This is a genomic window from Maritimibacter fusiformis (assembly GCF_008086115.1).
Lineage (GTDB): Bacteria > Pseudomonadota > Alphaproteobacteria > Rhodobacterales > Rhodobacteraceae > Muriiphilus > Muriiphilus fusiformis.
This window is the reverse complement of record NZ_VSIY01000006.1, coordinates 1-14049: the sequence shown is the minus strand read 5'-3', so window position 1 is coordinate 14049 and position 14049 is coordinate 1. Positions and strand designations below refer to the sequence as shown.

The 14049-nt window shown below is 67.7% G+C and carries 14 protein-coding genes and 1 pseudogene; 3 read left to right on the top strand and 12 right to left on the bottom strand.

Annotated elements, in window-relative coordinates; all coding sequences use genetic code 11:
- Positions 1 to 18 precede the first annotated feature (18 nt).
- Complete coding sequence (locus FVF75_RS08960) at positions 19 to 624, bottom strand: flavin reductase family protein (RefSeq protein ID WP_148377643.1); 606 nt, start codon at positions 622 to 624, stop codon at positions 19 to 21.
- A gap of 96 nt (positions 625 to 720) precedes the next feature.
- Between FVF75_RS08960 and FVF75_RS08955 the strand changes: the two genes are divergently transcribed.
- Positions 721 to 1209, top strand: coding sequence for a GNAT family N-acetyltransferase (locus tag FVF75_RS08955; RefSeq protein WP_148377642.1), 489 nt, complete (start codon positions 721 to 723; stop codon positions 1207 to 1209).
- Here FVF75_RS08955 and FVF75_RS08950 read toward each other — a convergent pair.
- From FVF75_RS08950 to FVF75_RS17845, 10 genes are all read right to left on the bottom strand, one after another.
- On the bottom strand, positions 1187 to 1408 hold the full coding sequence (locus FVF75_RS08950; protein WP_148377641.1) for a hypothetical protein: 222 nt from the start codon (positions 1406 to 1408) through the stop codon (positions 1187 to 1189). The two genes, FVF75_RS08955 and FVF75_RS08950, sit on opposite strands and share 23 nt — an antisense overlap.
- A 69-nt stretch (positions 1409 to 1477) precedes the next feature.
- Entirely contained in the window at positions 1478 to 3742 is a 2265-nt protein-coding gene (gene ptsP, locus FVF75_RS08945; protein WP_148377640.1) for a phosphoenolpyruvate--protein phosphotransferase, read from the bottom strand.
- 224 nt (positions 3743 to 3966) lie between these two features.
- Entirely contained in the window at positions 3967 to 5202 is a 1236-nt protein-coding gene (locus FVF75_RS08940) for an aspartate kinase (RefSeq protein WP_148377639.1), read from the bottom strand.
- A 78-nt stretch (positions 5203 to 5280) separates the two neighbouring features.
- Positions 5281 to 5691, bottom strand: coding sequence for a DUF1178 family protein (locus FVF75_RS08935; protein ID WP_148377638.1), 411 nt, complete (start codon positions 5689 to 5691; stop codon positions 5281 to 5283).
- 64 nt (positions 5692 to 5755) lie between these two features.
- Positions 5756 to 6232 (bottom strand): NUDIX hydrolase, encoded by a 477-nt coding sequence (locus FVF75_RS08930; protein ID WP_246138048.1) that lies wholly within the window; start codon positions 6230 to 6232, stop codon positions 5756 to 5758.
- A gap of 110 nt (positions 6233 to 6342) precedes the next feature.
- Complete coding sequence (locus tag FVF75_RS08925) at positions 6343 to 7317, bottom strand: threonine dehydratase (RefSeq protein WP_148377637.1); 975 nt, start codon at positions 7315 to 7317, stop codon at positions 6343 to 6345.
- Between the two features lie 68 nt (positions 7318 to 7385).
- A complete protein-coding gene (locus tag FVF75_RS08920; RefSeq protein ID WP_148377636.1) occupies positions 7386 to 8315 on the bottom strand; it encodes a PAN domain-containing protein in 930 nt (309 codons plus the stop codon).
- 113 nt (positions 8316 to 8428) lie between these two features.
- Positions 8429 to 10147, bottom strand: coding sequence for a methionine--tRNA ligase (gene metG / locus FVF75_RS08915; protein ID WP_148377635.1), 1719 nt, complete (start codon positions 10145 to 10147; stop codon positions 8429 to 8431).
- A gap of 166 nt (positions 10148 to 10313) precedes the next feature.
- Positions 10314 to 11069: an SDR family NAD(P)-dependent oxidoreductase gene (locus FVF75_RS08910; RefSeq protein WP_148377634.1), complete on the bottom strand. Its 756-nt coding sequence runs from the start codon at positions 11067 to 11069 to the stop codon at positions 10314 to 10316.
- 94 nt (positions 11070 to 11163) lie between these two features.
- Entirely contained in the window at positions 11164 to 11811 is a 648-nt protein-coding gene (locus FVF75_RS17845) for an ImuA family protein (RefSeq protein WP_281289593.1), read from the bottom strand.
- A 195-nt stretch (positions 11812 to 12006) separates the two neighbouring features.
- Here FVF75_RS17845 and FVF75_RS08900 point away from each other — a divergent pair, with 195 nt between their 5' ends.
- Positions 12007 to 13365: a phospholipase D-like domain-containing protein gene (locus FVF75_RS08900; RefSeq protein WP_148377633.1), complete on the top strand. Its 1359-nt coding sequence runs from the start codon at positions 12007 to 12009 to the stop codon at positions 13363 to 13365.
- A 43-nt stretch (positions 13366 to 13408) separates the two neighbouring features.
- Here the strand turns inward: FVF75_RS08900 and FVF75_RS08895 are convergent, their stop codons facing one another.
- Complete coding sequence (locus FVF75_RS08895; protein ID WP_148377632.1) at positions 13409 to 13684, bottom strand: amphi-Trp domain-containing protein; 276 nt, start codon at positions 13682 to 13684, stop codon at positions 13409 to 13411.
- Positions 13685 to 13919: 235 nt separating this feature from the next.
- Here FVF75_RS08895 and FVF75_RS17725 point away from each other — a divergent pair.
- Positions 13920 to 14049, top strand: a pseudogene (locus FVF75_RS17725) (IS1595 family transposase); the annotation flags it as partial.

Genomic DNA, 14049 nt, shown 5'->3' with positions numbered 1-14049 from the left:
CGCCTTCGTGTCAGCGCCTCAATCGCGCGGCAGCAGCATCTCGAACGCGTCGCGCACCACCGTGTAGTCGCGGTAACCCAGCCGGGCGACCATGCCGAACCGGGTGATGTCGAACTTGCCGTCGACCAGGCAATCGTCGCGCAGGTGCACGCCCGTCACCGTGCCGATCACGATGAAATTGTTGTCGCCCTCGATCTGCACGATCTGGCTCATCCGGCATTCCAGCGCCGCCGGAGCCAGCGCGACGCGCGAACAGGCGATGGTGGTGCAGGCCGCCTTGGTGACCCTGGAGGCGGCAAACTCGTCGGAAGAGGCGGGGAAACGGGCCGAGGAGGCGTTCATCTCGTTGATCGCCTCTTCTTCGACCACGTTGACGCAGAAAACGCCGGTCTGCTCGATGTTGTTGAGCGAATCCTTGCCGCGCAGCCGGTCCGGCTTGGCACCGGTCGAGGCGAACATCACCTGCGGCGGGGTGTAGCCGACGGCGTTGAAGAAACTGTAGGGGGCGAGATTGTCGTGGCCATCGGTGCCGCGCGTCGAGATCCAGCCGATCGGTCTTGGCGCGATGATCGCGTTGAACGGGTTGTGCGGCAATCCGTGGCCGTCTTCGGGACGGTAGAACATCCAGGACGCTCCTTTCTCGGTTTGCCCCGCTGTTAGCGTCATGCTACGGGCGTTTCCAGCCGAAAAGGCGGGAAACACGCAGGGGACAGGTGGCGCGTGTACAGGCTTGACGAGGAACGACCGGAGGATTGGTGGGAGGTCGAGGCGCTTTACGACCTCTGCTTTGCGCCGGGGCGCGAGGCGCTGTCCTCCTACCGGCTGCGCGACGGCGTCGCCCCGGTGGCGGGCCTGTCGCTGTGCGCGCGCGACGATGGCACCCTGGGCGGCGCGATCCGGTTCTGGCCGGTGCGGGTTGGCCCCCACCCTGCCCTGTTGCTGGGTCCGGTCGCGGTGCATCCGATACGCCAGGGCGAGGGGCTGGGCGCATTGCTGATCCGCGAGGGCGTTGGCCGCGCCGCAGCCCTGGGCTGGGAACGGGTCATGCTGGTGGGCGATCAGCCCTATTACGGCCGCTTCGGCTTTGCCCGGCTGGCGGACGTGGTGATGCCGCCGCCGACCAACCCCGACCGCGTGCTGGGGCTGGCGCTGACCCCCGGGGCCTGGGACGGTGTCAGCGGCGAGGTCACCAAGTTCGGCGCAGACTGAGCACCCGCGGCGGCGGGCCGAGATCGCGGGGCCGCAGGGTCGGGGCGAGGGCGCAGGCCACGGCAGTGCCCACGACCGCGGCCGCCCCGAACAGCATGTAGGCCAGCACCGAGCCCACAAGCCCGCCGCCACCCGCCAGCATCAGCGCCGCCGCGCCGCCGCCGGCCAGAAATCCGACAAAGACCAGAACCAGAATCATCTCCCCCTCCTTCGTTGCAGGGGGACATGGTGAGGGATCAGGCGTTAACAGCGGCCTAACGGCGCGCGCTCAGCCGTTGCGCGGCCCGTACTGACGACGCAGGAGGTATTCCAGCACCGCCGGTCGCACCGATTGCGCCCCCGAGGCGCGGGCCTCGTCGATGACCTCGCGCAGCGCACCCAGGTCGGTGCGCCGGATCAGGTGCTTGACCGGCCCGATCGAGGCCGGGCGCATCGACAGGGTGCGCATCCCGAGGGCGGCGAAACACACCGCCTCGATCGGCCGCCCGGCATCCTCGCCGCAGAACGACAGCGGCGTCTTGGCCGCGTCGCAGCGTTTCACCACCATCTCGATCATGTTCAGAAACGAGGTGTTCAGCGTGTCATAGCGCCGCCGCACGCGCTCGTTTTCGCGGTCGGCGGCGAAAAAGAACTGCTTGAGGTCGTTGCCGCCGATCGACACGAAATCGGCCTCGCGAAAGAACGCATCCGGCGCGAACACCATCGAGGGTGTCTCGAGCATCGCGCCGATTCGCACCGCCTTGGGCAGGATGTGCCCCAGCCGGCGCTCGCGCTCGACCTCGGCGCGCAGCATGGTGCGCGCCTCGCGGTATTCGTCAAGCTGGGCGATGAAGGGAAACATCACGTCAAGCTCGCGCCCCGCCGCCGCCCGGATCAGCGCCTGAAGCTGCATCCGCATCACGCCGGGCTTGTCCAGCCCGACCCGGATCGCGCGCCAGCCCAGCGCAGGGTTGGGCTCGTCCGTCGGCTTCATGTAGGGCAGCACCTTGTCCGAGCCGATGTCGAGGGTGCGAAACACCACCTTCTTGTCGCCGGCCCGGTCGAGCACCCGCGAGTAAAGCCGCGCCAGCTCGCCCCGGCGCGGCACCTTGGACTGGGTCAGGAACTGCAACTCGGTGCGAAACAGCCCGACCCCCTCGGCGCCCGAGCTTTCCAGCGATGGCAGGTCCGCCATCAGGCCGGCGTTCATCGACAGCACCACCCTGATCCCGTCGGTCGACTGCGCCGGCTTGTCGCGCAGGCTGACATAGCGTTCCTGCTGTGCCGCCTCCATCGCCACCTTGTCGCGAAAGGCGTTGACCACGGTTTCCTCGGGCCGCAGATGCACCACGCCGCTTTCGCCGTCGACCAGGATCATGTCGCCGTTCAGCGCCTCGGCGGTGATCGGCCCGACATGCACCAGCAGCGGGATCGCCAGGGCACGCGCGACGATCGCGGCATGCGAGGCGATCGAGCCTTCCTCGAGCACCACGCCCTTGAGCTTGCGGCCATATTCCAGAAGCTCGCCCGGCCCGATGTTGCTGGCCACCAGGATCGGGTCTTCGGGCATCTCGGCGCCGGTGGAGTTGCCCTGCCCGGTCAGGATGCGAAGCAGCCGGTGCGACAGGTCGTCGAGGTCGTGCAGGCGTTCGCGCAGGTAGGGGTCGGGCACGTTGGCCATGCGCGCGCGGGTGGCGCTTTGTTCCTTTTCCACCGCCGCCGCCGCCGACAGGCCGCGCCCGATGTCTTCCTCCATCCGCCTCAGCCAGCCCTTGGAATTGGCGAACATCCGGTAGGCTTCGAGCACCTGCATGTGGTCCTTGTCGACCGAGTCGGCGGTGGCCAGCAACTCGTCGACCGAGCCGCGCAACGTCTCGACCGCCTCGTGCAGCTTGCGGCTTTCTTCCTGCGGGTCGTCGGCGATCGGGTTGGTGACGACGACGCGCGGCTCGTGCAGCCAGACATGGCCCATCGCGGTGCCTTCCTGCCCGACGCCGCCCTGGAAGGTGGCCGGGCGCTGGTGCAGGGCGGCCAGCGCCGCGCCCTCGCCGACGAAGGCGCCCAGCTCGGTCATCTCGGCCAGCACCATCGCGACGACTTCCATGCCGTAGGTCTCGTCCTCCGAGAACAGCCGCGCGTCCTTCGACTGCACCACCAGCACGCCCAGCACCTCGCCCAGGCGCTGGATCGGCACGCCGAGGAAGGACGAATAGACCTCCTCGCCGGTCTCGGGCATGAAGCGAAACCCCTTTTCCGAGGGCGCATCGGCGGTGTTGATCGGGCGCTTTTTCTTGGCCACCCGCCCCACCAGCCCCTCGCCCAGGCGCATCCGGGTCTTGTGCACCGCATCGGGGTTCAGCCCCTCGGTGGCGCAAAGCTCCAGCGTGTCGGAATCGCGCAGCAGGTAGATGGAACAGACCTCGGCCCCCATCGACGAGGCGATGATCTCGGTCACCCGGTTGAGCCGCTCCTGCCCCGCCGAATCCTCCGCCAGGGCCTCGCGCAGGTGCCCCAACAGCTTGCGGCTGTCGCTTTCGCCGGTTCGGTCCGCCATGATCTGCGTATCTGTCCCTGGTCTGTCGCCCGCATCATGCCGGGATCGGGCGGGGAGTTCCACGCATTTCCGCGCCCGGGCCCGGTCCGGGGTTGTGCGGGTGGCACCGGGTTCGCGCAAGGCGGGTCGCGGCGACGGCGCGTGCGGTTGCGGCCCGGTTAATCAAGAACCTCGGGCAGCCGGTTGAAACTACGCGGAAATTCGCCGATGGCGGGTCAAGGGCTTCAGGCTTTTTCCAGCTCGAACGCGTCGTGCAGCGCCTGCACCGCCAGTTCCATGTATTTGCGGTCGATCAGCACCGAGATCTTGATTTCGGAGGTGGTGATGACCTTGATGTTGATGCCCTCGCGCGCCAGCACCGCGAACATCTTGGCCGCGATCCCGGCCTGGCTGCGCATCCCGATGCCGACGATCGAGACCTTGGACACGGCATCGTCGGCCACCAGGTCGTGAAAATTGATCTCGCCCCGGTCGCGCGCCGCACCCAGCGCCTTTTCCGCCCGCCCGACCTGCCCCACGGGGCAGGAGAAGGTCATGTCGGTGCGCCCCTCTTCCGAGATGTTCTGCACGATCATGTCGACATTGACCCCGGCCTCGGCCAGGGGCGTGAAGATGGCGGATGCGATGCCCGGTCGGTCGGCCACCGAAATCAGGGTCATCTTGGCTTCATCGCGGCTGTAGGCCACGCCGGCAACGGCATTCTGTTCCACGATTTCCTCCTCGTCGCAGACCAGCGTGCCTGCATTGGGATCATATTCCTCGAAACTCGACAACACCCGCAACTTGACCTTGTAGCGCATCGCCAGTTCGACCGAGCGGGTCTGCAGCACCTTGGCCCCCAGCGAGGCCAGTTCCAGCATTTCCTCGAACGCGATCTTGTCGAGCTTGCGCGCCTTGTCCGAGATGCGCGGGTCGGTGGTATAGACGCCGTCGACATCGGTATAGATGTCGCAGCGTTCGGCGCCGAAGGCGGCGGCGAAGGCCACCGCCGTGGTGTCCGATCCGCCCCGGCCCAGCGTGGTGATGCGGCCCTCGGGGCTGATGCCCTGAAAGCCCGCGACCACCGCCACCTTCATGCCCTCGGCGAACTTGGCGGCGATATTGGCGGTCGGAATCTCCTCGATCCGCGCCGCCGAATGCGCGCTGGTGGTCCGGACCGGCACCTGCCAGCCCTGCCAGCTTCGCGCCGGCACGTCCATTTCCTGCAGACGCAGCGCCATCAGACCGGCGGTCACGTTCTCGCCCGACGACACCACCGCGTCGTATTCACGGGCGTCGAACATCGGCGAGGTTTCCTCGACCCAGCCGACCAGTTCATTGGTGCGCCCGGCCATCGCCGAGACGATGACGATCACGTCGTAGCCATTGGCGACCTCGCGCGCCACGCGCTTGGCGACGCGCGCGATCCGGTCCAGCGTGGCGACCGAGGTGCCGCCGAATTTCATCACCAGAATTGGCATAAGCGCCCGATCCCAAGCCGTAATTCCCGCGCCTTCTATGCGCGTCCGGGTGAAAGCGCAAGGACCGTGCGCAAGGGCTCAGTTGGTCTTTCGCGTCGGGATGAACGGCAAGGGCGCGACCGGGATGCCGTCCTCGATCAGCCGGATCGCCTCGGCCGGCCGGGCCTCGCCGTGGATCGGCCGCCGGGGTGCCTCGCCGTCGTGGATCGCACGCGCCTCCTTGACGAAGCCGGTCCCGACATAGTCGCTCTCCGCCTCGATGCGGGCCTTGAGCCGGGCAAGTTCGGTCTCGGGCGTGTCGGACGGTGCGGCGGCGGCCTTGCGCGCGGCGCGCACCGGCGGGGCCATCAGGCTTTTCTCGACCTTGACCGCGCCGCAATCGGGGCAGGACAGATGCCCGCCCGCCGCCAGGCTCTCGTAGGCGGCGGCGTTCTGGAACCAGCTTTCGAACCGGTGCCCGTCCGGGCATTGCAGCGTGTATCGGATCATCTCGTCGTCCCGATTGACCTCGCCATTATCTAGTGATCGCGCCGGCGCGGCGCAATGACGCGGCTCAGTGCTTCAGCGCGCCGGGGTCGAAGGCGCGCACGATCTCGGCCAGCTCCGGCTCTTTCATCAGCGCCGCCGCCTTCTTGCGGCTCAGCCACTTGCGCTTGCGATGGCGTTTTTCCGGCCAGTCCTTCAACACCTTGTCCACCCGCAGCGCGAACATCGTCACGACGATCGGCAGGTCGTCGCCGTTCACCGCCTTGCGGTAGGAGTAAAGCCCCAGCACCATCGGCGCCACCTGCCCCTCGACCCCAGCTTCCTCGAAGGCCTCGGTCGCGGCCGCCTCGGCCGGGGTGCTGCCGTCCATCGGCCAGCCTTTCGGCAGGATCCAGCGGTCGTTGTCGCGTGCCGTGATCACCAGGATCTCGGTCTTGCCCTCGTCGGTCACCCGGTAGGGAACCACGCCGAACTGGCTGCGCAGATCGTGCTTGCCGGCGCCGGTCAACCGGATCGGATGCTGTTTCAGGTTGAACGCCGTCACCCGTGCCTGTCCTTCGCTCTCATGCCCGCTCGGCCCGGCATCGGGGCCGGTTTGGCCAAGTGTAACCACTTCGCCCCGCCATGCAAAGCGCCGAGGCGTCTTTGCGCGCCTCAGACCTGCGGCACGCCGCCGCCCAGAACCTCGCGATACCAGCCGGTGTCGATGTTGCCGCCGCCCAGGATCACGCCGACCTTCTTGCCTGCCATCGCCTCGCGCTCCTGCATCAGCGCGGCCAGCGGTGCCGCCCCCGCGCCCTCGGCCAGGTTGTGGATCGCGGTGAAATAGAGCCGGATCGCCGCCGCGACCTCGTCATCGGTGACCGCGACGATGCGCGCGGCGCCCTTGGAATAGATGTCGAACGCCGCCTGCACCGGCACCCGCACCGCCATGCCGTCGGCAAAGGTGGCGGCGGAATTGGTCTCGATCAACCGCCCCGCCTCAACCGACAGTTTCGCGCCGGCGGCCTCGGTCGAGACCACACCGACCACCTCGGTCGACAGCCCCAGCGCATCGCGCGCCGAGATCACGCCGCAGATGCCCGAGCCGCAGCCGATCGCGACATAGACCGTATCGAGGTCCGGGTGCGCGCTGAGCAACTCGTAGCCATAGGTCGCGACACCCCGCACCAGTTCGGTGTGAAACGGCGGCACCGCGAAATAATCGCCCGAGGCCGCGACCCGCATCGCCTCGTCCTTGGCCTCGTCGAAATCGGCGCCATGAACCACCAGTTCGGCACCGTAAGCCTGCATCGCCGCGTTCTTCTCGGCGGAGTTGCCGTGGGGGACGAAAATCCGCGCCTCCAGCCCCGCCGCCGTCGCCGCCCTAGCCTGGCTCTGCCCATGGTTGCCGCGCGTCGCCGTCACCACGCCGCGCAACTCGGGATGGGTGCGTTTCAGCCAGTCGATCAGAGTGATGCCTCCGCGCACCTTGAAAGCGCCCGTGGGGGCGTGGTTTTCATGCTTGACCACCACCTCGCAGCCCAAGGCCCGGCCCAGTTGCGGCCACAGGATCTGCGGCGTCGGCTGCATCTGGCCATAGACAACCTCGGTCGCCGCCGCCAACTCGTCTTCGCTGAACAGGCCCATCCACGTCTCCCCGGTTCGATCCCGCCCTGTCTACGCCGGGGCGCGGGGACGCGAAAGACCCCGGGGGACTATTGCTTTACCCCCGACCGGCAGCAGGTATCCGGGAACGGCACCCCGGCGCGGCTCTTGATCAGGCAGATCGGCCCCGAACCCGCGCTCGGCTGGCGATAGGTCCAGGCGCCGCAGCGGTCGTCCTCGGTGCAGGCCTGGCGGCAAAGCAGCCAGTTCGGCGCGTCCAGCTCGATCAGGTAGAGGTCATTGCCCGGCAGCCGGACATTGGGCAGCGGCAGATAGCGCGCGGTGGCCGGCGGGGCATCGTCGGCAGGCGGCTCGTCGGCGGGCGGTTCATCCTCGTCGCGGTCGACCCGCTCCCATCCGCCGGCATCGCCGATCGCGGGCGGTTCGGCGGGCTCGTCGCCCCGCTCCTCTTCGCGGACCTCCTCGCGGTTCTCGTCGCGGGCCTCGTCGTCCCCTGACCCGCCGCCACCGGGAATCGTCTGCAAACAGATGATCCGCACGTTCTGCGCGATCACCACCGGATCATGGCCGCCGCCGAAATAGCACCCGGTCTGCCCGCTGATATGCACCTCGACCCCGATGGTCATGTTGAGGACGCCGAGGTTGGCGTTGCACATCGCGCGCGTCATCTCTTGTTCCAGACTGGCGAAGGGATAGTCGCGAAAGTCGATGCGGGGCCGGTCGGTGCAGCGCGGCGGCGGGGTGTCGTCGTTGCGCGCGTCCCAATGGTCGCGCAGGCAATTGATGATCTCGCCGCGCGCAATGCGCCGGGCCTGGTTGACCTGCGCATAGAGATCGACCGTCCTGTGAACCGAAAAGGTGTAGACCAGAAAGGTCTGGCTGGCGTTCTGCGGCACGAACCTGACCTCGGCATTGCAACCGCGCGTGTAGTCGGCCAGCGCCGGTGTGATGGCGCTCAGGGCGGCAACCGCAGCGACCAGCACCGCCCGCCGCGCCCGGCGCAGTCGTGAAAAACCCATGGTGGCCTCCCCCGCTCCTGATTGGTTTGTAACTTATTACCAATCTGAAACGGAGAACCTTGACCTGAATCAACCCGGCGTTGAAACGTCCGACCCCGCCGGAACCGGCGGCCTCAGCCCCTTTTGCCCGCGAACCGCGCCTGCCAGTCCTCGCGGTCCTCATCGGTGATCTTGGCGAACAGCACCTCGGGCGTCTCGAACGCATGCCCCGCCGGCAGCACCTCCAGCGCGGCGGCCACGTCGTCGGGCCAGCCCGCGTCCTCGGTCCTGAGCGCCGCCAGCATGGTGGCGGACGCATCGGGAATGAACGGCGCCGACAGAACCGCGTAGACCCGGATCAGGTTCAGCATCAGCCGGATGATCGCCGCCGCCCGGTCGGGATCGGTCTTGTGGATCGTCCAGGGCGCCGCGCCCTGCAGGTATTCGTTGCCCAGCGCCCAGATCGCGCGCAGTTCCGCCGCCGCCTTGCGCACCTCGATCGCGTCCATCTGCGCCTCATAGCTGCGGATGCGCCGGGTCAGATCGTCGATCAGCGCCAGTTCGGCCTCGCCCAATTCGCCGCCCTCCGGCACCACCTCGCCGAATTTCGAGCGGCAGAACTTGGTCACGCGGCTGACGAAATTGCCCAGAACGTCCGCCAGGTCCTTGTTCACGCCGGCCTGGAAACTCTCCCAGGTGAACTCGCTGTCCGAGCTTTCCGGCGCATGGCTGAGCAGCCACCAGCGCCAGTAATCCGCCGGCAGGATCTCCAGCGCCTGGTCCATGAAGATGCCCCGGCCCTGGCTGGTCGAGAACTGGCCGCCGTCATAGTTGAGGTAATTGAAGCTCTTGATGTAGTCGACCAGCTTCCACGGCTCACCCGACCCCATGATCGTGGCGGGAAAGCTCAGGGTGTGGAAGGGCACGTTGTCCTTGCCCATGAATTGCACATATCGAACATCGTCCGCCCCCTTGTCGGTGCGCCACCAGCGCTCCCAGGCAGCGTCGGAATGGCCCTCGGCCTCGGCCCATTCGGCGGTGGCGGCGATGTATTCGATCGGGGCATCGAACCAGACATAGAAAACCTTGCCCTCCATGCCCGGCCAGTCCTCTTGCCCGCGCTTGACCGGCACGCCCCAGTCGAGGTCGCGGGTGATGCCCCGGTCCTGCAAGCCGTCGCCGTCATGCAGCCACTTTTTCGCGATCGAGGTGGTCAGCACCGGCCAGTCGGTCTTGGTCTCGATCCACTCGGCCAGCCGGTCCTTCAGCGCCGATTGCCGCAGATACAGATGCTTGGTCTCGCGCACCTCGAGGTCGGTCGACCCGGAAATCGCGCTGCGCGGCTCGATCAGGTCGGTCGGGTCGAGCTGCTTGGTGCAGTTCTCGCACTGATCGCCGCGCGCCTTGTCATAGCCGCAGTTGGGGCAGGTCCCCTCGATATAGCGATCCGGCAGGAAGCGCCCGTCAGCCACCGAATAGACCTGCTTTTCGCTGACCTCCTCGATCAGCCCGGCGTCGGCCAGCCGGCCCGCGAAATGCTGCGTCAACCGGTGGTTCTGCGGCGAGGACGAGCGCCCGAAATGGTCGAACGACAGCCCGAACCCCTCTGCAATGCGGGCCTGAACCTCGTGCATCTCGGCGCAGTACTCCGCCACCGGCTTGCCCGCCTTGGCCGCGGCCAGTTCGGCCGGCGTGCCGTGTTCGTCGGTGGCGCAGATGAACATCACCTCGTTGCCGCGTGCGCGCGCATACCGCGCATAGAGATCGGCGGGCAATTGCGACCCGATCAGGTTGCCCAGATGCTTGATCCCGTTGATGTAGGGGATCGCCGAGGTGATGAGGATACGTGCCATGTCCTGTCCCTTGATGCGTCAGCCCGCCCTTACCGCAAGGCGCGCGTCAAGACCAGAGACCAGACGGCACCGGTGCTTCATCTTGGGTGAAATACTCTGGGGGGAGCGTGCCGTTCGCGGCTCGCGAAGGGCACGCGGGGGGCAAAGCCCCCCACGCCCCGCCCGGTTACTGCGCGGTATAGGCGCCGTCGACCAGGTGATACGATCCGGTGATGAAACTCGCCCGGTCCGACAAGAGGAACGCCACCAGCGCCGCGACTTCCTCGGGCTCGCCCATGCGGCCGATCGGGTGCATGCCGGTCAGGGCCTTCATGGTGTCGGCGTCGAGGTTGGCATCCAGCAGCGGCGTCTTGATGAAGCCGGGGCCGACCGCGTTGACCCGCACGCCCTGGGCCGAATATTCGATCGCGGCCGTTTTCGTCAGCCCGAGCAGCGCGTGTTTCGACGCCACGTAGGCCGAACTGCCGGCGAACCCGACCGAGCCCAGGATCGAGGCCATGTTCACGATCGAGCCGCCGCCGTCCTTCAGCATCGCGGGGATCGCGTATTTCATGCCGTAGAATACCCCGTGCAGGTTCACCCCCATCAGGTTGTGCCAGCCCTCGAGGCTCAGGTCGGCCACCGGGTTGGCCTCGCCGCCGATGCCGGCGTTGTTGACCAGATAGTCGAGCCGCCCGGTCTTGTCGGTGGCGAAGTCGATCATCGCCTCGACCTGGTCGGCCTTGCCGGTGTCGACCGCGAAGGCGAAGGCCTTGCCGCCGTCCTTTTCGACCGCCTCCGCCTTGGCCTTGGCCTCGGATTCGTTCAGGTCGGCGACGATCACCGTCGCGCCGCCACCGGCAAGCTCGTCGACCACCGCGGCCCCGATGCCCGACGCGCCGCCGGTCACGATGGCGGTTTTGCCTGTAAAGCTGATATCCATGATGGGCCTCCTTTGTTCATGATTTGCCAGAACCACAGGTAATCATCCCGGGGCGGTTTTGCAGGGGGTCCGGGCCGGGTGCGACCTTTGCCCGCTATGGGTCGGGGTCAGACCCGGCCAAATCCGGCGCGAGCGCGAAATCCGCACCCGCGGGCCTGACCCGCCAGCGTCGCGGCGGCGCGTCGCGGGCCCGTTCCCGGGCCAGCACCCAGGCCGTCTGTTCCGCCTCCGGCCCCGCATCATCCGGCGCCGCACCATGCGCCGGCGCCATCCGCCAGCGGCTTTCCGCCCCCGGCGCGGCCCCCTCGGGGGTCAGGATCAGCCCCAGCGGCGCCTGCCCGGCGGCCTCTGCCCCGGCCTCGGCGGCAAGGTTCAGCCGGCGCATCGGGGTCAGCGCCGGCGGGCCGGGCAGATCGGCGATGGTCAGCGGCACCACCCCGGCGCGCAGCACCTCCTCCAGCGTCCACAGCAGATCGCGCGCATGATGGGCCGTCACGAAGGTGACGCGGCCGGGGTCGACGCCCAGCCGCACCATGCCCGGGGCATAGAGCCGGTCCGCCTGCCAGCCCGGCGCGATCCAGAACACCGGCCCGGCCGTCGCCCGCGCCACCAGCATGGCGAACATGTGCCGCGCCGGGCCATGCGCCTCGTGCACCCGGGCAGGCGCAAGGCCAAGCCCGTCCAGAAACGGCTGGCTTCGCGCCGGGCGGTGCGGCGCACGGGAAAGGCGGACCTGCTGCATGGCCGCAGATTACATGTTCATGAAATGTTCTTGAAGCGAAAACTGCCGCCGCCGCGTCGCCACGGCGTCATCGCCCCGCTCGGACCCGGTGTCATCCGCGCGACGCCCCTGCCCCGGCCCGGCAAGGGATTGATCCGCCCGGCAAAACCGGCATGATCGGCGGGCATTCACCGCCAAGCGGCGAACGGGGGCGTGATGAGCGTGTATCTCACCCAACTGGCCATTCTCATCGGCATCCTCGTCGCTGGGACGGCGGTGATCTGGGTGCTGCAACAGCGCCGCAGCCCGCAATCGGCGCTGGCCTGGATTCTGTTCATCCTGACCGTGCCCTACCTCGGCGTGCCGCTGTTCTTCACGCTGGGGGTGCGCAAATGGGCGGCGGGCTACAGCCCGATGCACTACCAGCCCGCCGGCAACGTGCCGGTGCTGCATCCGCTCGACGACAAGCTGCGCCGCCTGGGCGTGCCGCCGGCGACGGATGAAAACCGGATGATCTTCGAATTCATCCCCAGCGAGGCGCATGACGCGCTCTGCGCCCTGATCGAAGGGGCCGAGGAGCGCATCGACGTCATCCTCTACCGGCTCGAAACCGATGCCGAGGCGCGGCATTTCCTGGCGCAACTGGCCACCGCCGCGAGGCGCGGGGTCCGGGTGCGGCTGATCCTCGATGGCATCGGCACCTGGCGCAGGCCGCGCAAGGCGCTGAACGTGCTGAAAAAGGCCGGCGCCGAGGTGCACATCTTCGCGCCCCTGATCCAGCGCCTCGCCACCGTGCGCATGAACCTGCGCAACCACCGCAAGATGCTGATCGCCGACGGGCGCGTCGTCTGGGCGGGCGGGCGCAATGTCGGCAACGTCTACCAGGGACCGCCGGGCAAGTTCCAGCGCTGGCAGGATGTCAGCTTCACCCTGCGCGGCCCGGTGGTGCAGCGCTTTTGCGAGGTCTACGAGGCCGATTGGGAAAAGGTCACCCACAGCCGCGAACGCTGGCCCCAAGCCGTGCCGCCGGAAGAGGACGGGACCGCGCTGGTGCAGCTTGTCGGCTCGGGCCCCGACCACGAGCACGACGCGCTGCACGACGCGCTGGTTCACGCGGTGCACCTGGCCGAGAATCGGATCTGGATCGCGACGCCGTATTTCCTGCCCACCGACGACCTCAACCATGCGCTGGCACTGGCCGCGCGCCTGGGCCGCGACGTGCGCATCCTGGTGCCGGTCAAGTCGAACCAGCCGCTGGCCGATTTCGCCCGCGGCGCCTACCTGCGCGAACTGCACGAGGCGGGGTGCAGGATCCTGCGCTACCAGGACGGCATGATGCACGGCAAGGCGATGCTGATCGACGACATCGCCTGGACCGGCTCGGCCAATGTCGACGTGCGCTCGATGTTCCTGAATTTCGAGATCGCGCTGATGGTCTACGACCCCGAACACGTCGCCGCCCTGGCGCGCTGGTTCGCCGGACTCGAGGCCGACTGCGTGCCGGGCATCAAGCGCGCACGACTGCCAAGGCGGCTGGCGGAGGCGACGTTCCGGCTGGGCGCGCCGATCCTGTGAGAACCGGCGCTGCCGCCGGGTGCCGACCCGGCCGGGCTGCGCCCTACTCCAGCTCGATCCCCCCCGGCCCCTTCATGTCGTCATACCACTTCATCTCGATCTCGAGGCTGTGGCGGATGCCGCGCCGTGGCTTTTGTTCGTCCTCGAGCTTGATTTCCAGGACCATGTGATCGGGCAACACGACCTCCTGCGTGGTCTCGCCCTGGCGCAATGTCACCCCGCCGCTCTCGATCTTGTCGGCCAGATCGCGCAGAAAGGCAGCGATGCCGCTGCGGGGACGGGTATCCTTGGCGCTGAACAGAACGGTCTCACGGGTCATCTCACGATCCTCCTTGCGGATTTGAACCCGGCGGCGGGGCGCCGCAGGTCTGACCTCTATGTAGGCCCGCCGCAGGGGTGTCTCAAGGCAAGCCACACCCGGGTTCCACGCCGCGCCCGCGTTCCGGCCGGCGCAAGGGATGGCGCACCACGAGAGGGACCACGCGGGAAGCGGTGTTATTTCGACCAGGGTCTATTCCAGCTGAGTGTTCCTGAGAGCATGTTAAGGTGCTCTTATGGCTCAGAAAAACCGCTATCTGTTTCGGGGGAGAATTTCGGAGCGGAAGTTCCGCGATCTTCTGCGTCTTTTTGCGCTCGATATCACGGCCGATCGCGCGGCGGCCCTGACCGGTCTGAACCACAAGA